The organism is Nitrincola nitratireducens (genome assembly GCF_000585235.1).
Lineage (GTDB): Bacteria > Pseudomonadota > Gammaproteobacteria > Pseudomonadales > Balneatricaceae > Nitrincola > Nitrincola alkalisediminis.
Genome location: NZ_AONB01000014.1, coordinates 19449 through 39804, shown reverse-complemented (window position 1 = coordinate 39804; position 20356 = coordinate 19449). Strand labels below are relative to the sequence as shown.

Below are 20356 nucleotides of genomic sequence, written 5' to 3'. Positions count from 1 at the left end.
CAATCGACCTTCATCATAAAAGAACGTGAATACGTCCGATTTCAGGGCCAAACTGACCTTTAGGTTACTCAAGCAAATAACACTCCCCTATTAAATTAATTTGACAACTTGAACTTTTTTGGCCCCTCTCTCAACCCACATTATACTGGTACAATTATTTAACCCGATTGGGGTATGTATGAATCAAACGATCAAAACCTCGGTATGCCAGAGTAAAATTGTGCTTCGTGCCATTGTGCTCGCACAAGCGGTTGCGATTCTCATGACACTTGCACCGGGAGTGCTTGAGGATCGATGGTATCGTCTAGGCTTAACAACCCTGTTCGTTCAGTGGGTAAATCTGTTGACGCTTTTACTCTTGTGTCAGTACCAAAAACATTTTGGTCAAAACTCTCCACGCCAACTAGCAGCTGTGGCGTTCTTATTGCTATTGAGTAGCACGGCAGCTGTCAGCTTGATTGCCTTTCATCTACTCACACAGCAAGGTTGGCAAACACAGGCGGAGCTTAGTACCTTTATTTTTCACAACCTATTGATTGCATCTATTGTCGGCGTGATTGGATTACAATTCTATATTATGCATCATGAACGCCAGCAGAGGATTGCCGCTCAATCGCGAGCAGAGTTAGATGCACTTCAGGCACGGATTCGTCCACATTTTTTATTTAACAGCCTGAATACGGTCGCCGAGTTAACCCAACAAGATCCACAGGCCGCTGAAGAGGCGTTACTTAACCTGGCAGCACTCTTTCGCGCGGCTCTCAAAGCAGGTGAAACCAGTACGCTCGTTGATGAGTTACGTATTATGGACAGTTATCTGTCACTGGAGCATTGGCGTTTAGGCACTCGATTACAAGTGTCTCGACATTTTCCTGAACAATTACCGTCAATACTGCTGCCAAGCTTGACCTTACAACCCTTGATCGAAAATGCTGTAAGACATGGTGTTGAAGGGTTTAGTCAACCTAGCTTGATCAGAATAGAGCTAATGTTCAGTCAAAAAAACCTGACACTATTGATTGAAAACCCTTTGCCTCCTCACTGCAAGGCACGATTTGAAGGAAACGGGATTGCCATCGATAATATTAGACAACGACTCGCACTCCTTTATGATGACCGAGCCAAACTAACCACTGGAGCGATAGAGAATCAGTATCGTGTTAAGTTGGTCATCCCTTTCGATGACACTAAAGCCTAAGGAAATGAACAGATGCGAACCCTGATCGTTGATGATGAACCCTTAGCCCGCGCTAGACTGAAGCGTTTACTGTCAGCGCATACACAAATTGACTGTATAGGCGAGGCAGAGAATGCTACTGATGCTCTAAATTTAGTGCAACAGTTGCAACCTGATCTGGTGATGCTGGATATCGAAATGCCGGATACGGATGGTTTAGCCTTGGCTGAAACGATCAATCAACTACCACTGCCCCCTGCAATTATTTTTGTCACCGCCCATCCGCAACATGCTCTGGATGCATACAGTGTCGGCCCTAGCGACTATCTGCTCAAGCCTGTCGATGCCAGTCGATTAAAGACCGCCTTAGAGCGCGTCGGCACACCAACCCGTGCGCATATTGAAAAGCAGGATGAACTCAATCCTTGGATCAGCTATCAAGTCGGCAACAGTTTACGACGTATTCGTTTTGATAAGGTTCAGTACTTTATGGCAGAAGATAAGGTGGTGAAGATGGTGTTTGATGGGGGGGAGGCGATATTAAATGAAAGCCTTAACCGCATAGAAGCTAGCTATCAAGGATTGGTGGTCCGGGCTCATCGACATTTATTAATTAATATTTCACGTATGAACACTTTGAACAAAATAGATGGCTTATATTTCGTATCACTTTATGGATGTGATGAACGACTCAATATAAGCCGAAGAAAAGCCTCCGAACTAAAAATCTATATCTTCCATAACCATTCATCTGCTTAATCCAACCATTCAACTGCTCTGCACTGGATTACTCAAAGCTAAAAATCTATGCTTATAAGTAGAAATTTCTATACAGAGATATGTAAACCATGAAGCAAGGTAGCAGACAATCTGGCGTTTCTTTAATTGAATTAATGGTATCTATTGCCGTACTTGCGATCATTCTGTTTATAGGTGTTCCAAGCTTTCAAAGCACTCTCGAAAGTTCTAGGGCAAGAGCTATTACTAACGACCTTGCTGGGGCGCTTCAGCTGGCGCGGTCAGAGGCCCTTAAACGCAGAGTAGTTGTTGCGGTCTGTATCAGTAATCAAGCTCAGAATGGTTGTGACCCAACAGGTAATTGGAGTGATGGTTGGCTGATTACTGCCTTAGGTAGTAATGAAGTGGTACGCGTGTGGGATGGCGTTTCGGCAAGTTTAGGAGGAAACGTCATACAAGCACCTGCTGGTGGAATCGCTTTTTCACGAGAAGGTTTTATTGTCGGTGCAGTGCCTCATCAAATAGCCATTAACATTGATAATCATGACCGCTGTATCAACATTAATGCAACTGGACAGGTGACCGTATCAATTGGAGCATGCACATGATTGATATAAATATTTTCAAGAAACAATCCGGCACTTCTCTCATTGAGGTACTTATTGCGGTACTAGTCGTTACTGTTGGTTTGTTGGGACTAGCGGCTTTACAAACGCAATCATTAAAAAGTAATCACAGTAGTTTTATTCGCTCTAATGTCACGCATATGGGATATGACCTAGGCGAGCGTATGCGTCTATTCGAAGCAGAGGCACTGAATGGTGAGTTTAATACTGGCTCTGCACGACTTACTACATGGCAAAACCGATTAACGGATATTGTTGGTAATGGTGTCACAGCCACAGTGGCTCAAAATGGTAATGCGTTTACGATTAGTATTCAGTGGTCCGAAAGCCGAGGTCGAATACAAGGACCACAAGCTGGTGCAAATGAAAACGTCACTTTTAGCTATATTTTGGAGTTATAAATTATGCCCACAAAAGCCAGAGGATTTACGCTAATCGAGTTAATGATAAGCCTTGCCATTGGTTTGATTATTTTGAGCGCAGTTGTCTATATTTTTTTAAGTAACTCCCAGACTTATCGTCTCAATGAAGCACAATCAAGAGTGCAAGAAAACGGTCGGTTTGCATTAGAATATCTAACTCGCGAAGTACGTCAGGCTGGATTTAACCCAACAATTGAGTTCTGTGGCGGTGTTGGTGAAAATAGAGGTAATCCAGTTAATGAAAATTTCGAATCCGCTTCAGCGGATATAGTTTCTTCACAAATGCGCTTCATGGTTAACTGGAGTCGACCTGATGATGCGGCACTGATTGAATCCGTTATTAATCCCTTTAAAATTGATAATTCTGGTGTTGTAGTTGAGAGTAAAAACATAAACACATTAAATACAGTAGCAACGGCTCTAAATCCCATCGCAGGAAGTGATGTTTTAGAGGTCACAAAGCCAAATTCAACGAGGGGTTTACGCTGGCACGGACTTACCGCACATAACTCAACCTCTTTCACAATTGATGCTCCGAACATACTAAACGACCAATTAACGAATACAAACAACGCTATTGATCAGGGATTGCTTGCAAACTCTGATCTTAAAAACATACTTATAGCTCTTGATCAGGATTGTACTAGGGGTACTGTATTTAGTGGTGAAGTATCAGGTGGTACGGTTGTTTTTCCCACCAACTCAATTAATGATAACAGCGGCAATAACTCGACAAGACAAATGGGATTTGACTATACAGGTGGTCGATTGGTTGTCGCGGCTGAACTCACTTCAACAAACCAACTCTCTACTGTTCGTTATTTCATAGCACAACCCGTTGGAGCAGAGGTACCTTCACTTTACAGACAATTTAACAACGGCAATCCACAGGCATTGGTCGAGGGTGTTAATACATTCACCGTCAACACCTTCCAGGGCACGAATAATAGAGGCGTAACGCTTACTCTAAATATTGTTAGCCAGTTGCGTGGATTTACAGAATCTTCGCACCCTCAAGGCCGACTACAACAGACGTTTGAAACCACCGTTGCCGTGAGGAATCCTATATGAGCAAAAAAACGCATCAATCAGGGTCCGCATTAATCGTTTCATTAATTGTTTTATTATTGGTCACGATTTTAGGCGTTAGCTCTATGCAAAGTACCACCATACAAGAACGCATGACGGGTAATACCAGACAATCACATCTCAGCTTTCATGCTGCAGAGGCAGGGGTAAGAGCAATTGAATCACAACTACCACTCAGCCCTGTAGACTGTAACGGTTTTATTAGTAGTTTTTTTAATGATCCGCAAACTATCGCTGTAGATTCGGGCCAGTTTGTTACACCGAATGCTAATGAATTACCCGCCACCTTTCACAGTGCCTATTGTGGACCAATGAAAAAAGAATTCATTAATCTAGGAAGTAGTTTGACCAACCAAGCTTTTTCTGAAATCTATACTGTCGTTAGTGTAGGTAGTGTAGGCCCTGTTGAAACACGACTTATTTCTACCTTTGCGATCGAAGTGAATTAATTAGGGGAGCTTGAGTATGATTTTTTTTAATCCTTTCAACAAATCTTCCTAGATTATGTTTGTATTAAACCAAGTATCTCTTTCATATGCAGTTAATATCTGCGTAAAAGGTTTTCAAGGAGCCAAGGCTCTAAAGGAGTTACAATGAACAACCTATACAAGCTAATCGCTTTGATATATTTACTATCTCTGAGCTTTACTGCCATATCAGCATCGAACAATGTTGCACGCAGTGGTAACGCTACTCAGTCATCCACTGGTTTTCAAGGAGTTGCTTCTCGTGCGATTGACGGTGATACTCGCAAATTTTACAGCAGTGGCACCATAACTCATACTAACGGCAACACATCTCGCGATTGGTGGCATTTAGACTTAGGGAAGGTTTATGACATATCACAGATTGTAATCCATAATCGTGATGAGAGTGGTTGTAGTAATGGATTGTTGGTGAGCAATCAATGTCGCTTAAGGCTCGCAAACGTGTATGTTATGCTCAGCGAGACACCCTTCGCATTAGGCACTTCATCTTCATCACTAAGCACAGCACGCGCCACATCTAACTGGCAAACCCAAATTGGAAGCAATCCCAGTGCTACCATAAGTTTTAATTCAGTCAACACCAGTGGCCGTTATTTATTGATACAGAAATCTGGCAATAACAACATCACAGATTACTTATCACTTGCTGAGGTTGAAGTTTTTGGTAGCGAAGTAGTTGGAAAACTGGAAATCGCACAAAAACCTCTATTTTTAAGCAATACAGTTCCTCCTAATTTACTGTTTATTATTGATGACTCTGGTTCTATGAAGTGGTCACACATGCCAGATTCAATAGTTGATGTTTGCAACAGTGACTCAGGTATTAATCAGCGTGCGCGTGGTCGTTCAAGTGATTATAACAAAATTTACTTTAACCCAAACTCTACTTATTTGCCTCCCAAAAGAGCAGATGGAACAAGATTACCAAATGCAAATTTTTTCAGTGCATGGGTAGATGGATATCAGCAAACAGGCAATGTCAATTTATCTACTAGCTTTAGGGCCACATGGCGATTTCCATGGACAACAGGAGCACAGGCTTATTGTGGAGCAGAGGGACCGGCTGATTACTATACATTTAATCAGGGCTGTGCTGGTGGTCTAGAGGACAATAACTGCTACACACGGCACATCGTATCAGCCGAACAACAACAAAATTTTGCAAATTGGTATTCCTATTACCGAACTCGTACACTAGCATCTCGAGCAGGCATTGGTGACGCTTTTAATAGTCTACCCAATGATTTTAGACTAGGATGGGGCCGAATAAATCAAGACACGATCAGTGTGGATGGAAGCTCTCAACGCGCAGTGATGCAGGGTGTTCGCCCTTTGACATCAACACATAAAAGTAACTTCTACACTTGGCTGCATAACTCACCTGATACAGGTGGTACTCCACTAAGGAGAGCACTTCAAGGTGCTGGAAACTACTTTACTAATGTCACAGATACTGGTCCCTACAGTACAACTCCCGGTCAAGCTGGAGGTGATTTGATCTCATGTCGCCAGAACTTTACCATTTTAATGAGTGATGGCTATTGGAATGGTGACAGTCCTGGTGTTGGTAATGTCGATGGCAATATGGGTGCACCTTTTGCAGATACTTTTTCCAATACATTAGCTGATGTGGCTGCTTATTACTGGAAAACGGATTTAACTAATTTGACCAATAACGTACCAACCTCTGATCGTAACCCTCAAAACCAGCAACATATGGTTACCTATGCTGTTGGGCTGGGCGTTTTTGGTACTATTGATCCAGATGAGGCTTTTGAGGCTATATCCACAGGCGCAACAATTAATTGGCCGAACCCTAACGACAGTGATGAATTTAAAATCGACGATATGCTCCATGCAGCCGTCAACTCACGAGGTGGATTCTTCAGCGCAGCTGACCCATCAACCTTTGCATCCGAATTAGAAAACGTGCTTCTTGATATCGTAGCCCAAGTAGCCCCATCTGGTACTTCTGTTGTTTCATCTTCTTTTTTCCCAAGCACTTCTACCCTGCTCTTCTCAACGAGTTTTGACATAAACTCATGGACTGGCGATGTATCTGCTTACAGGCCAACTTTTAATAATGGAGCGGTATCAGTACAAAAGGAATGGAGTGCATCAAGTAATCTTCCTGCACCAAATCTGCGAAAAATTTATAGTTTTAGCGATGAAAACCAAGCTATAGAGTTTTCTTGGGGTACTAATGGACTTACCTCCACACAAAAGGCTTTACTTGGTAATGATGAAAATATTCTAAAGTTTATTAGAGGACAACAAATACAAGGAATGCGTAGCCGCGGCAACTCAGTAATCGGAGACATAATTAACTCTAACCCTGTGTTTGTTCACCGTGAGGACTTTGGTTACCACCGATTAGGCAGCAAAGTTAGTGAAGCTAAAAGCTATCAAAATTTTGTTTTTCAAAAACGCAACCGTACACCACTTCTCGTTGTTGGTGCAAATGCTGGAATGCTTCATATCTTTAATGCCGATTCACAAGTCAATGGCGGGGGTGTAGAACTATTTTCTTATGTTCCAAGAGCGGTTATAAGAAACTTAGCGCTTTTGACTGACGAAGATTATGATCATGCTTATTTTGTTGATGGTAATACACATGTATCGGATGCTTTTATAAATGGTAGTTGGAGAACCATATTAATTGGTTCTCTTCGTGGTGGGGGTCGCAGCATATTCGCCATAGACATCACCAATCCAAATTCATTGGGTAAGGATAATGTACTCTGGGAGTTTGAAAGCCCTGAACTTGGGTTTAGTTTCTCAGAGCCTGTCATTGGTAGACTCAAAAACGGTAAATGGGTTGTCATTACTGGTAATGGTTATAACAGCAATTCGTCAAAAGCAAAGCTTCTTGTAATAGACCTTGAAACTGGCACACTTTTATCTACCCTTAACACCAACGTTGGTGGCAGTATCGCAAATGGTTTATCTTCTCCTGCTATTCTCTATGGTTCAGAAGATGGGCAATCCTTCATAAATTACGTTTATGCTGGTGATTTACTCGGTAACCTTTGGAAGTTTGATTTGAATCATAATAATCCAAACGACTTCCAAATTTCTAACGGAGCCTTACCATTATTTACAGCAACTAATGCTGGAAAACCGCAACCCATTACTTCTAGACCAAGCCTAAAACTTCACCCACAAGGTGGAATGATGGTCATGTTTGGTACTGGTAAATACATAGAAACACCTGACAATTCTGATTTTAATATTCAAAGCATCTATGGCATTCGCGATACTGGATCCGTTGTTACAGCGGGTGATTTAGTATCACAGCAAATTATCTTTAGAGGTAAATTCCCAAACACTCAAACTCAAGTTACCGCACTAAGCGCAAATAGCGTGAACTATAACTCTAAAAAGGGCTGGGTTTTAAATCTAGTTTACAACAACAAACTGGAAGGTGAGCGCGTGATAACAAACACACAGATTCTAAATGATCGGTTACGTGTTGCCACTCTAATCCCTAATGATGACCCCTGTTCACCTGGTGCTACGTCATGGAATATGGAGCTAGACTTCCTTACTGGCGGTAGATTAATTTATAGCATCTATGATCTTGATGGTGACGGTAAGGTTAATCAGGACGATTTTGTTGATGTTAATGGAGTACCGACACCAGTGAGTGGAAAGCAATTTAATCGCCCTCCAAGTTTAACAACTCCTCTGGGTGATTATTACGTTTCAGATGTCCCTGACGAAGATGGTTTTATCAAAGGAAATACTGGTTTGGATAGACCACCTGAGGGTAGGCTATCTTGGAGAGAGGTTTTCGAATGATGGTTTATAAACATTCCAACGGATTCACTTTGATTGAACTAATGATTGTCGTTGCAATCATTGCAATTATTGCTTCGGTGGCTTATCCGTCATATCAAGACTCGATCGCTAAGAGTCGACGCGCTGATGCCCAAGCTAGTTTGCTTGAGCTGGCCCAATTTATGGAGAGGCATTACACTGCAAACAATCAATACACTGTGGGAAACACTAATCCAGTCACACCACCGGCATTACCTTTTACAGTCTCGCCTAAAGATGGCGGAGCTGTGTTTTACAATATTGATCTAGCGATAATCACTGCAACCACTTACACATTAAGAGCAACCCCAGCTGGCGCTATGGCCGGAGATAATTGTGGCAATTTGACATTAACCCATACTGGCGTTAAGGGACGAACAGGCTCTTTGGCGTTAAATCAATGTTGGCGCAACTAACGCAGCAATCAAACATATGATTTGCTAGGACTCTGATTGATTTAATAAAGGCACTATCCAGATTTGATAGTGCCTTTTTATTCAACTTTGTAGCGTTACACTTGTAGGTAATCCAAAATTCCCTCAGCCGCCTTACGGCCTTCATCAATTGCCGTCACGACCAAATCAGAACCTCTGACCATATCGCCTCCCGCAAAGATTTTTGGATTAGTGGTTTGAAACGCAAAACGATCAATTGCCTTAGGTTCAGCACTGGCATCAACACGGCCATCGTCATGCAAAGATATATTGAAGTCTGCAAACCAAGGCGCAGGGCTCGGCCTAAAACCAAACGCAATGAGTACCGCGTCCGCTTTCAGAATCTCTTCAGAGCCTTCGACCACTTCAGCACGTTGGCGACCATTTTGATCTGGTTCCCCCATCTGCGTTGTCACGACTTTTACGCCAACGACCTTGCCATTCTCCCCGACGATTTCAACGGGTTGACGATTGAAGACAAACTTGACGCCTTCTTCTCTCGCATTCACAACTTCGTTTTTAGAGCCGGGCATGTTGGCTTCGTCTCGACGATACGCACAGGTCACAGATTTAGCCCCTTGGCGAATCGAAGTACGGTTACAGTCCATCGCCGTGTCGCCACCACCCAGAACCACCACGCGCTTGCCTTTCATGCTGACGTAATCTGACGGATCTTTTTCATAGCCTAGGCAATGGTTCACATTCGAAATCAAGAACGGCAGCGCTTCGTGCACTCCGTCCAAATCTTCGCCCGGAAAACCACCTTTCATCGATGTGTAGGTGCCCATACCCAAGAACACAGCATCGAACTCTTCAAGCAAGGATTGCATCGTAACATCTTTACCCACTTCTGTGTTCAGGCGGAACTCAATGCCCATGCCTTCAAAGATTTTACGACGACGTGACATCACTGACTTTTCGAGTTTAAACTCAGGGATACCAAAGGTGAGCAAACCACCGATTTCTGGATAACGATCAAATACGATTGGACGCACACCGTTACGAACCAGTATATCGGCACAGCCCAAACCCGCTGGACCTGCACCAATAATTGCAACGCGCTTATCAGTCCAAACAACATTCGACATATCCGGCTTCCAGCCCATCGCAAAAGCAGTGTCGGTGATGTACTTCTCGACCGAGCCAATGGTGACTGCACCAAAACCATCATTCAGCGTACATGCGCCTTCACACAAACGGTCTTGCGGACAAACACGACCACAGACTTCTGGTAGGGTGTTGGTTTGATGGCTCAGCTCAACGGCTTCAAGAATGTTGCCTTCAGATACCAACTTCAACCAGTTCGGAATGAAGTTATGCACAGGGCACTTCCATTCGCAGTAAGGGTTGCCACACTCAAGGCAACGGTGCGATTGATTTGATGCCTCTTTCGGTTTAAACGGTTCATAAATCTCAGCAAACTGTTTTTTACGAACAGCGGCTTTAACTTTTACAGGGCCTTTTCGACCCACTTCCATAAATTGGAAATCATTACTTAGACGGTCAGCCATCTTTACACCTCATTCGGTGGTGCTGCAGCGCAGCACCGACCAAGATTCATTACCCTGCTGATTATTCAGGACGCTTACGGATACTGTTTAGCAAATCATTGATACCCGTTGCGTAGGGTTTTACTAACCAGAACTTACCAATGAGCTCATCAAAGTTTTCAAGGATCTCTTGTCCCCAAGCACTTCGCGTTTCACGGGTGAACTCAATGATGGTTGAACGTAAATGGTTTTTATGCGCTTCCATCTGCTCAGTGGCGATACGGTGGATATCGACAAGTTCGTGGTTGTACTTATCCACGAAGCTATTGTCTAAATCCAACACGTAAGCAAAACCACCCGTCATCCCAGCACCAAAGTTGTAACCCGTGCTTCCGAGTACCGTAACAACACCACCCGTCATGTACTCACAGCAGTGGTCGCCCGCGCCTTCAATCACGGCATGACAACCTGAGTTACGAACGGCAAAACGCTCACCCGCCTGACCCGCCGCAAACAACTTACCGCCTGTTGCACCGTAAAGGCAGGTGTTGCCCATAATGGAGGCATCTCGGGTTTTGTATGTGACTTGCTCGAAGGCTCTCAGAACAATTTTGCCTCCGGCCATGCCTTTGCCTACGTAATCGTTTGCATCCCCTTCAAGATAGAGATACTGGCCGCCAGCATTCCACACACCAAAGGATTGCCCTGCATGGCCTTTGAAGTTGAAGATCACAGGCTCATCCGACATACCCAGGTTGCCATGATGCTTCGCGATCAAGCCAGAGGTTCTGGCACCGACGGAGCGATCACAGTTGGTTATCTTAAGCGCCCACTCACCGCCGAGTTTTTCAACAATACTAGACTCAGCCAAGGCTTGCATCTGTGAGTTTAGTCCACCTGCATCATAGGGCTCATTTCGAGCTTGCTGACAGGTGTGTGGGTAATCCTGAGGTATTCCGGCTTGGCTAAGGATTGGAGACAAATCAAGGTTCGCCTGTTTTGCCGTTTCACCTTCGATGATTTCCAGTAAATCGGTACGACCGACCAGCTCTTCAATACTACGAACACCCAATTGCGCCATGAGCTGGCGCGTCTCTTCTGCCACAAAACGGAAGAAATTCTTCACCATTTCAACGGTGCCACGGAAGTGGTCATCCCGTAAGTCCGCACGCTGAGTTGCCACACCAGTTGCACAGTTGTTTAAGTGGCAAATACGCAAGAACTTACAACCCAAGGACACCATGGGCATGGTTCCAAAGCCAAAGCTTTCTGCACCCAACATGGCCGCCTTCACGACATCAAGGCCGGTTTTTAAGCCCCCATCGTTGCAAACGGATTTTTCCGCGTAATTGGTTACCGCGCAGTGACTGATGCGCATCCGCTAAACCTAGTTCCCAAGGAGAGCCTGCATAATGAATCGAGGTTAAAGGCGAAGCCGCTGTGCCGCCGTCATATCCAGAGATGGTAATTAAATCGGCATAGGCTTTTGCAACACCACACGCGATCGTACCTACACCAGGACGTGATACGAGCTTAACGGAAACTAAGCCCTCTGGGTTGATTTGCTTTAAGTCAAAAATCAACTGCGCCAAGTCTTCAATCGAGTAGATGTCATGATGCGGTGGTGGAGAGATCAAAGTAACACCCGGCACCGAATAGCGTAAGCGTGCGATCAGGGCATTCACTTTACCGCCAGGTAGCTGGCCACCTTCACCGGGTTTCGCCCCTTGAGCCACTTTGATTTGCATAACATCTGCACTCATCAAGTACTCAGGCGTCACACCAAAACGTCCAGACGCGATTTGTTTGATTTTTGAGCGCTTGATCGTACCATGGCGCGCGGGGTCTTCACCGCCCTCACCCGAGTTCGAACGACCACCCAACTCGTTCATCGCCACGGCGAGTGCTTCATGTGCTTCAGGCGAGAGAGCGCCTAATGACATAGCCGCCGTATCAAAACGAGCGAAAAGGGCTTCAGCAGGTTCAACCTCAGATAATGGAATGGGCTTAATATCTTTACGAATACTAAATAAGTCACGAAGCGTCGCCACTCCACGCTTATTCACTAAGTCCGCATAACGCTGGTAGTGTGCAGGGTCCCCCGTGGATACGGCTTGATGAATCGCCGTCACCACATCAGGGTTATACGCATGGTACTCGCCACCGTGCACATACTTTAGCAAACCACCTTGCTGGATAGGTTTACGTACACTCCAGGCCTCTTTAGCAAGCAGGGATTGTTCTAAGTGGAAGTCTTCAAAACGCGCCCCTTCGATACGGCTAGCCACCCCTTTAAAACAAAGGTTAACCACCTCGCTCGAAAGACCGACCGCTTCAAATAGCTGTGCTGAACGGTAAGACGCGATGGTCGATATGCCCATTTTGGACATAATTTTCAGCAGGCCTTTGTTAATGCCTTTACGGTAATTTTCGTGGCTAATTAATGGCTCAAGTGTTATTTCGCCCGTACGGCAAAGATCGTTCAAAACGCGATAAGCCAAATAGGGGTATACAGCCGTTGCACCAAAGCCAAAAAGTACGGCAAAGTGGTGAGGATCACGAGCTGTCGCCGTTTCGACAATAATATTGGCACTGGTTCTTAGACCTTTATCAACCAAATGCTGGTTGACCGCACCTGTTGCCATCGCCGCATGAATGGGTAGCATGCCACGCTTAATGTATGCATCGGTCAAAACCAAAATCACTTTTCCACTGCGTGCCGCTTGCTCTGCTTTCTCGCACAGCTGTTCTATCGCAGTTTTCAGACCCACTTCAGGATCGTATTGCATATCCAGCATCGCTGACTCAAACCCTGAGAGGTTCGATTCACATAAACGACGGAATTTGCTAGCAGACAAAATAGGCGACTTTAAAACGATCCGGCGCGCATGCTCCGGAGTTTCTTGGAAAATATTGCGTTCTGTCCCTAAACAGGTTTGCAATGACATGACAATGGCTTCGCGCAAAGGATCAATCGGCGGGTTCGTCACCTGCGCAAACTGCTGGCGGAAATAGTCATACACAGAACGGATGCGTTTGGACAAAACGGCCATGGGCTTATCGTCACCCATCGAACCTACGGCTTCCATTCCCGACTCACCCAAAGGCCGCAATACCTGATCACGCTCTTCAAATGTCACTTGAAACATTTTCATGTGCGTTTTCGTTTCTTCAGGGTCCATTTCACGGAAGGAAACAGACTCTTCAGTAAAGCTCATTGTTTGCTCAAGTGGTACTGCGTTTTCTTTTAACCATTTACGGTAGGGCTGACGCGACTTAAGCTTTTCATCAACATCAGCGGTGTGAAGTACGTCACCTGTTTGCGTGTCAATAACGAGAATCTGTCCAGGACCGACGCGGCCTTGAGCCTCTATATTCGCGGGATCGTAATCAAACACACCGATTTCAGAAGCGGTACAGAGCAAGCCATCTTTTAACATGACCCAACGAGACGGACGCAAGCCATTACGATCCAACATACAGACAGCATAACGACCATCGGTCATTACCATACCCGCAGGACCATCCCATGGTTCCATGTGCATAGAGTTATACTCATAGAAGGCACGAAGGTTAGAATCCATGGTTTCAACATTTTGCCAAGCTGGTGGCACAATCAGACGCACTGCGCGGTAGATGTCCATGCCACCCACCATCAGGAACTCAAGCATATTGTCCATACTTGAGGAGTCAGAACCCGTTGTATTCACAATTGGCTGTAAAGACTCGACGTCAGGGATGAGCGGGGTTGCAAATTTACTGCTGCGGGCACGTGCCCAGTTACGATTGCCTTCAATCGTATTGATTTCGCCATTATGCGCTAAGAAACGGAAGGGCTGAGCTAAAGGCCAGCGAGGTGCCGTGTTGGTCGAAAAGCGCTGATGATAGGTGCAAATTGCCGTTTCAAGACGCGGATCACCTAAATCTCTATAAAAAGTCGGTAAGTCCACTGGCATCATTAAGCCTTTATAGGAAATGACTTTGTCGGACAAACTGCAAATATAGAAATCAGGATCATTCGTCAGTGCAATTTCGGCTTTACGTCTAGCGGTGAAAAGACTGATGGAGAACTCGCGTTCATTTTTCCCGCAAGAATCAACAAACACCTGTTCAATTGCAGGCATTGTATCCTTGGCAATAGGACCCAGACAGGCATCGTCAGTTGGCACTAAACGCCAGCCATAGACTTTCAGGCCTTGCTTTTCCAGCTCAGAATTCAGGCAAGCGCGTGCCGTCTGTGCTAATGCAGACTCACGGGAAAGAAACACCATGCCAACCGCGTAGCGGTCAGCCAATTCTGTTTGCAAAGTCTCTCTAGCAACCGCACGCATAAATGCATCCGGCTTTTGCATCAGCAGACCACAACCGTCACCGGTTTTACCATCTGCTGCGATACCCCCGCGGTGAGTCATGCAGCTAGAGCCTGAATAGCTTTCTGCAGGAGACCATGACTTGCGTGTCCTTGCATGTGTGCCATCAGGCCAAAGCCACAGTTGTCTTTAAATTCACCTGGGCGATACAGACCATTGCTCATAAGCCAATCTCACTAAAAAATCATAAATATCATGGCATTTAAAAACACCACACACCACTGAGCCCTTATCTTAGCGATAAAAAAGGGGAGTCTATGCTACACCCCTAAAGGGAACAGAACAATTTTTTAGCAGTCGAGGGGCAGCTGAAATTTTTTCAGCTAAAGAGGACTATACTTTGTAGTCCTCAATAATTTATATATTTACGTTACTGCGGTAGCTTTTGTATATCCGCTTTGACACTGGCAATCGATCGTGCCCAAGGGTTGGTATCCCTGAGCTCTCTGGGCAATTGGTTCACCGCCTCCATCGCTGCCGACCGAGTATTATACTGTCCGTAAACCACAACATGCCATGGTTCATCCCTAAAAACTGTCCTAAAATAATAGAATCGGTGAGGTTGTTGTTGGGAACGTATAAATTTAACCACGCTATCTTCCGATCGCGCACCTAACACCTGCAATGTATAACCATTGTCAGGCCAAGCCATAAGCTCTTCGGAGCGAAGCGCTCCGGCAGTTGTATTGGCAGCCACCGACGTAACGGGAGCTGTCGGTGGATCTTGGCGTTCAACTCTCGGCGCGGGTGTGGGTTGTACGGGTTCAGGTGCCGCTGGCCTCGCTATCGGCGGCTCGGGTGCTGGTGCTGCGGGTGCTGGTGCTGGCGGAGCCGGAGGCGCTACAACCTGAGCAACCTCGGCCACAGCAGTGCTTTCATCAGCCTCGGCTACAGGCGGTATACTCTCAATAACAGGCGCTGGTGCAATACTCACTTCTGCTTGAGCCAAGAGTGTATCAACTGCATCCATTTCTGACACAGGTGCATCAAGCACTTCTTGCAGCAAGGCTTCTTGTTCTGCTAAGCGCTCTGCCAACTCATTCCGGGCAACCACTTCAGCGCCTTGCTGCAATGCATCACCTGCTACTGGCGGCATTGGCGGAACACTTATTTGTGCCACTACGTCCGTCTGCGGCTCGCTGGACGGCAAATAGTGCCAAACGGCAAATCCGGTAATGGCCAGAAGGACAATACCAATACCCGCCAAATGCAACGGCGGTATAGGGAAAGCTGCAGAGCGCGAACTTAACTCACCGCTTTTTAACAGCTGGACAACACCCATGGTTAGAGCGGACAGATTTCCCCGGCTGCGCTCTATGACCTTTTTAAGGTGCTTAGCATTTAATTCTGCATCATTAGGAAGAAGCGAGGCGATAAAGGCCTCGGACTCCTCTTCATCCAAGGGGAGCAAAAGCTGCAAATGGATACGGCCTTCAAGCCGATCATAAAATCCAATATCTTGTAGACGTTCTTCAAAGTCTGCTAAGCCTGTCATTAACACGTGCGGAGCGGATTCTCCCGTCTGCAAGAGACCAACTAGCAACTCTAATGCGTTATCACTGAGGAAATCAGCATTATCAATCAAAATCTGACAGCTTAAGTCGACTTCAAATAAAGCGCGAACGTGTTTATGTACTGCGACTAAACGTTGCCGATTATCATTTAAATCTGGATCATCTAAGCCAAACGCGTCGACTAAGGATATCAGCAAACCTGTCACATCGGTTTTAGAGTCTAAATCGATACGGACCAGCCGCTGCGTGCGCTCAGACGCCAGATTTTCGACCTGAGTCATTAAAGTCGAACGTCCACTTCCCTCCTCACCCAGCAGCAAGGTAATAAAATCTGAAAACCGCACCATATGGTGCAGCTTTTCAGCCAGCTGCAGCCGAGAACGTGTTTCAACATAGACATGATGAGACAAAGACATCTTATAAACCTATCGCCAGCAAGTACATTTACGCCGTCATCTCAGTGATGGTGGCAGACAAATGCTCAGATGAAAAAGATCCAGTTACGACACCTCTACCAATCTGTTCCAATAAAATTAAACGCAAACTTCCATCAACGACTTTTTTATCAACCGCCATCAGTTCACGAAAATCAGACTCCGACATATCTTTTGGCGGCTTGACGGGTAAACCTGCAGCGATAAATATGCGCTCAATACGCTCTGCATCTGCAATAGTTAACCACCCCTCCTTAAGAGACAAGCTAACGGCCATCATGGTTCCCGCTGCAACGGCCTCTCCATGCAGCCAAGCACCATACCCTGCATGAGCCTCTATAGCATGACCAAAGGTATGTCCAAGGTTTAATAACGCACGAACCCCTGACTCTCTTTCATCTTGTGCAACAATATCGGCTTTAATACGGCAAGACTTGTAAATCGCAGTTGCCAACGCCGTCGGATCTTTTGCACGCAAGGTTTCCATGTTGTGTTCTAACCAATCAAAAAAATCAGGATCATAAATCAAACCGTATTTAATGACTTCAGCCAGACCTGCCGACAACTCTTTATCGGGCAGGGTATTCAGCACCTCAGTATCGGCAATGACAGCGACAGGCTGATGAAACGCACCGATCATATTTTTTCCCATGGGATGGTTTACACCTGTCTTCCCACCCACCGAAGAGTCAACCTGTGACAGCAATGTCGTGGGTATCTGGATAAAAGGAACTCCACGCTGGTAACAGGCTGCAGCAAAGCCCGTCATATCCCCTACAACCCCTCCACCTAAAGCAATTAAGGTTGTGGTTCGATTATGACGGCAGCTTAACAATGCATCAAAGATCAGGGTCCAGTGCTCAAGTGTTTTGTAAGCTTCGCCATCAGGCAAACGAATCACATCAACTTTAAAGCCTGCCAAGGATGATAAAAGCGTATCAAGATATAAAGGAGCAACCGTTTCGTTGGTCACAACCATCACTTGTGATGAAGAGATATGTTGAGCTAACACATCGGCACGTATCAAACCACTGCCAATATAAATGGGATAACTTCTTTCACCGAGCTCAACGTAAAGGGTTTCCATGAACACACTCCTGGAATAAGCCAACAACAGGGATTTTATGCTTGATTGAGCTGACGAACGTGACGCAATATTTCGTTCACCACAGCACGCGGGTGTCGACGATCGGTCCGCACAATAACATCCGCACAACTTTTATAGAGCGGATCACGTTCAGCCAAAAGCTTTCTCAATACCAACTCAGGATTCTCGGTTTGCAAGAGGGGACGGTTTCGATCTTTTGCAGTTCGTTCAAGTTGCTGCTCGATTGAGGTCAGTAAATAGATAACCTGACCCCGGCTTTGTAAGTTCTGACGATTTTTCTCGCGTAAAACGGCTCCACCCCCTGTTGCCAGAATGATGTTGTTCATTGATGTTAAATCATCAATTGTACATGCCTCACGATCACGAAAGCCTTGCTCTCCTTCAACATCAAATATCCACGGGATATCAGCACCCGAGCGCTCTTCGATGACTTTATCAGAGTCAATAAACTCAAGACCCAGCTCATGGGAAAGCAAACGCCCTATGGTGCTTTTTCCAGCTCCCATAGGGCCAATGAGAAATATATTCAATCAGTAAACCTACTACTGTACTACAAGGGATTCCCGAATCATGGTTGGCGTAATGAAAATCAACAACTCACGTTTGGTTTCACGCTCACGCTTGTAGCGGAACATATTGCCAACAACTGGCAAGTCACCCAAGACAGGTGTCTTACGAATTTCGTTTTCGATGTCATTTCTAAACACACCACCCAACACAATGGTATCACCATCGTTCACCACAACAGAAGTCTCCAGTTGGTTGGTGTTAATTAAAAGTTCACCACCTAAACGGTTGGGATCGAGCGAGTCCTGAAGAATTTTCAAATCCATCGAGATACGATCACCAGGATTGATTTGCGGCGTCACTTCAAGACTCAACACAACTTCTTTAAATTCAAGGCTGACTTCACCGTTTTCAACCGTCTGGAACGCAACTTCTTGACCTGATTTAATCACAGCAGGACGTCCATTGGTGGTAATGACCTTAGGTTGAGAGATGATTTCAACTTTATTATCACTTTGCAAAGCCGAAAGCTCTGCTGAGAGTAACAATCCACCCCCAAGGTAGCCAACACGCAAAGCGGATGTGGGGTTACCCACGCCAAAATCAACCATTCCGGGCATTGATGGAATCGAGGTATTACCCGACCCAGGAACGGACGGTACTCCAGGAACCGAACCTGCGCCACCGCCTATTGAGAAATCATTCCCACTTGGCGTGGAGTTATGCAACGCTCCCCAACGAACCCCTAACTCCCTTGCAAACTCTGTTGATGCTGTCACTAAGCGAGCCTCAACCAGCACTTGCGACACCTGAACATCGAATCGGCGCAGAGTTCTACGAATCTGCTCCATTTGCTCACGTGTTTCACGAATCATCAAAACATTGGTTTGATCATCAGCCAGCAGGAAACCACGCTCAGTTATCAGTCGAGCTTCTTCTAAACGACTTTTCATGTCAGAAGCACGACGGAAGTCAATCTGCACAAACTCAGTCAACAATGGAGATAACTCAACAGCCTGCTTCTGGCTTTCTATTTCAATCCTCTCACGTTCTGCAATTTCGGAAGCCGTTCCGACCATCAACACGTTACCAATCATGCGTTGATCAAGATTCTTGGATTTCAAAATAATGTCTAAGGCTTGATCCCAAGGGACATTCTTTAAGCGCAGGGTTGTTGTCCCACCGACATTGTCACTCACAACCAAATTCTTCTCAGCAACTTCGGCTATGATTTGCAACACAGCGCGCACTTCAACATTCTGGAAGTTTAAGTCTATGCGCTCACCGCTATAAGGAAACTGATTGGCGCGTAGCTCTTCCTGCTCATTGCGCGTCAAGGGTATGAAGTCAACGAACAACTGGTTACCCGTTTGGTACGCCATGTAATCAAAAGGAGCTGAAGATGGACGCATCAATATTGTTGTACTGCCACCCACCGACATCATATCGATGAAAGATAAAGGGGTTGCAAAGTCCTGAACATCAAAGCGACGATCCATTCCATCGCCAAGACGTGTATCGCTGAGCGTCACCACGACATTACCACCTTCACGGTTGACATCAAGACGTGCCTGATCGTTGCTGAGGTCGATAATCACTCGTCCTTGGTTGCCCTCTAGACGTTTGAAGTCAAGATCACGAATCGTTGTGCCCTGTGACTGAGCCGTTACTGTGTTGCTGGCTCGAACAGGTGCGTCGGATTGTCTTGCAACAGGAGAGGAAGCTGCATCTAAGGTTACAACAACCTGTGAGTTACTTAACTCGACATTATGCCCAACCGTACTGTACAAGTTTGCAACCACCCGCAAACGCCCATCCGCCTCAACAAAGCTAAGATTATCAACCACACCTGTTTTTACATCGATTGCTCGAGAGCCTGCACCATTGCTAGCCCCCCAAAAGTCCATCACTAAACGTGGTGGGTTATCAATGACATAACTGGTAGGGACAGTCGGTGTTGAATCAAACTCTAGCTTCAACTCAACCGATTGACCGGGTAATGATACAAACCCAGCCCGCTTAAGCTCAGCGCTTTCAGCGATCCCTATGGACGTTAGCACCACTAATGCTGTAGACAAATAGCGGCCAACAATTCGGGGTACCCCCCCCATTTTTACTTTAGTAAATGTGCTCATAGTCA

The 20356-nt window shown here is 45.6% G+C and carries 13 protein-coding genes and 1 pseudogene; 8 read left to right on the top strand and 6 right to left on the bottom strand.

Annotated elements, in window-relative coordinates; all coding sequences use genetic code 11:
• Window positions 1-178: 178 nt before the first annotated feature.
• The 8 genes from D791_RS12230 to D791_RS12195 all read left to right on the top strand — a co-directional run bounded on the left by D791_RS12230 (window position 179) and on the right by D791_RS12195 (window position 8775).
• Window positions 179-1198 carry a sensor histidine kinase gene (locus D791_RS12230; RefSeq protein WP_051514484.1) on the top strand — a complete coding sequence of 340 codons (1020 nt, stop codon included), beginning with the start codon at window positions 179-181 and terminating at the stop codon, window positions 1196-1198.
• A gap of 12 nt (window positions 1199-1210) precedes the next feature.
• Window positions 1211-1936 (top strand): LytR/AlgR family response regulator transcription factor, encoded by a 726-nt coding sequence (locus D791_RS12225; RefSeq protein WP_036512037.1) that lies wholly within the window; start codon window positions 1211-1213, stop codon window positions 1934-1936.
• Between the two features lie 89 nt (window positions 1937-2025).
• On the top strand, window positions 2026-2523 hold the full coding sequence (locus D791_RS19050; RefSeq protein ID WP_051514483.1) for a GspH/FimT family pseudopilin: 498 nt from the start codon (window positions 2026-2028) through the stop codon (window positions 2521-2523).
• A complete protein-coding gene (gene pilV, locus D791_RS12215) occupies window positions 2520-2942 on the top strand; it encodes a type IV pilus modification protein PilV (protein WP_051514482.1) in 423 nt (140 codons plus the stop codon). The genes D791_RS19050 and pilV overlap by 4 nt, the downstream gene beginning before the upstream one ends.
• A 3-nt stretch (window positions 2943-2945) precedes the next feature.
• Complete coding sequence (locus D791_RS12210) at window positions 2946-4034, top strand: PilW family protein (protein ID WP_036512034.1); 1089 nt, start codon at window positions 2946-2948, stop codon at window positions 4032-4034.
• Window positions 4031-4501 (top strand): pilus assembly PilX family protein, encoded by a 471-nt coding sequence (locus D791_RS19045; RefSeq protein WP_051514481.1) that lies wholly within the window; start codon window positions 4031-4033, stop codon window positions 4499-4501. Before D791_RS12210 ends, D791_RS19045 begins: the two co-directional genes overlap by 4 nt.
• A gap of 144 nt (window positions 4502-4645) precedes the next feature.
• Window positions 4646-8341, top strand: coding sequence for a PilC/PilY family type IV pilus protein (locus D791_RS12200; protein WP_036512029.1), 3696 nt, complete (start codon window positions 4646-4648; stop codon window positions 8339-8341).
• Window positions 8338-8775 carry a type IV pilin protein gene (locus tag D791_RS12195; RefSeq protein ID WP_036512027.1) on the top strand — a complete coding sequence of 146 codons (438 nt, stop codon included), beginning with the start codon at window positions 8338-8340 and terminating at the stop codon, window positions 8773-8775. Before D791_RS12200 ends, D791_RS12195 begins: the two co-directional genes overlap by 4 nt.
• 95 nt (window positions 8776-8870) lie before the next feature.
• Here the strand turns inward: D791_RS12195 and D791_RS12190 are convergent, their stop codons facing one another.
• The 6 genes and pseudogenes from D791_RS12190 to D791_RS12165 all read right to left on the bottom strand — a co-directional run bounded on the left by D791_RS12190 (window position 8871) and on the right by D791_RS12165 (window position 20351).
• On the bottom strand, window positions 8871-10304 hold the full coding sequence (locus D791_RS12190; RefSeq protein ID WP_036512024.1) for an FAD-dependent oxidoreductase: 1434 nt from the start codon (window positions 10302-10304) through the stop codon (window positions 8871-8873).
• Window positions 10305-10365: 61 nt separating this feature from the next.
• Window positions 10366-14817, bottom strand: a pseudogene (gene gltB, locus D791_RS12185) (glutamate synthase large subunit).
• A gap of 206 nt (window positions 14818-15023) precedes the next feature.
• Window positions 15024-16583: an SPOR domain-containing protein gene (locus D791_RS12180; RefSeq protein ID WP_036512019.1), complete on the bottom strand. Its 1560-nt coding sequence runs from the start codon at window positions 16581-16583 to the stop codon at window positions 15024-15026.
• 28 nt (window positions 16584-16611) lie between these two features.
• Window positions 16612-17688 (bottom strand): 3-dehydroquinate synthase, encoded by a 1077-nt coding sequence (gene aroB, locus D791_RS12175; protein ID WP_036512016.1) that lies wholly within the window; start codon window positions 17686-17688, stop codon window positions 16612-16614.
• 35 nt (window positions 17689-17723) lie between these two features.
• Complete coding sequence (aroK, locus tag D791_RS12170; RefSeq protein WP_272944841.1) at window positions 17724-18239, bottom strand: shikimate kinase AroK; 516 nt, start codon at window positions 18237-18239, stop codon at window positions 17724-17726.
• Window positions 18240-18251: 12 nt separating this feature from the next.
• Window positions 18252-20351 carry a type IV pilus secretin PilQ gene (locus D791_RS12165; RefSeq protein ID WP_036512172.1) on the bottom strand — a complete coding sequence of 700 codons (2100 nt, stop codon included), beginning with the start codon at window positions 20349-20351 and terminating at the stop codon, window positions 18252-18254.
• Window positions 20352-20356: the final 5 nt, after the last annotated feature.

Excerpts from the sequence above, each read along its gene's own strand:
- pilV (WP_051514482.1), top strand. The coding sequence starts at position 2,520 with ATGATTGATATAAATATTTTCAAGAAACAATCCGGCACTTCTCTCATT.
- D791_RS12180 (WP_036512019.1), bottom strand. The coding sequence starts at position 16,583 with ATGTCTTTGTCTCATCATGTCTATGTTGAAACACGTTCTCGGCTGCAG.
- D791_RS12190 (WP_036512024.1), bottom strand. The coding sequence starts at position 10,304 with ATGGCTGACCGTCTAAGTAATGATTTCCAATTTATGGAAGTGGGTCGA.
- D791_RS19045 (WP_051514481.1), top strand. The coding sequence starts at position 4,031 with ATGAGCAAAAAAACGCATCAATCAGGGTCCGCATTAATCGTTTCATTA.
- D791_RS12165 (WP_036512172.1), bottom strand. The coding sequence starts at position 20,351 with ATGAGCACATTTACTAAAGTAAAAATGGGGGGGGTACCCCGAATTGTT.
- D791_RS12230 (WP_051514484.1), top strand. The coding sequence starts at position 179 with ATGAATCAAACGATCAAAACCTCGGTATGCCAGAGTAAAATTGTGCTT.
- D791_RS19050 (WP_051514483.1), top strand. The coding sequence starts at position 2,026 with ATGAAGCAAGGTAGCAGACAATCTGGCGTTTCTTTAATTGAATTAATG.
- D791_RS12210 (WP_036512034.1), top strand. The coding sequence starts at position 2,946 with ATGCCCACAAAAGCCAGAGGATTTACGCTAATCGAGTTAATGATAAGC.
- D791_RS12225 (WP_036512037.1), top strand. The coding sequence starts at position 1,211 with ATGCGAACCCTGATCGTTGATGATGAACCCTTAGCCCGCGCTAGACTG.
- D791_RS12200 (WP_036512029.1), top strand. The coding sequence starts at position 4,646 with ATGAACAACCTATACAAGCTAATCGCTTTGATATATTTACTATCTCTG.
- D791_RS12195 (WP_036512027.1), top strand. The coding sequence starts at position 8,338 with ATGATGGTTTATAAACATTCCAACGGATTCACTTTGATTGAACTAATG.
- aroB (WP_036512016.1), bottom strand. The coding sequence starts at position 17,688 with ATGGAAACCCTTTACGTTGAGCTCGGTGAAAGAAGTTATCCCATTTAT.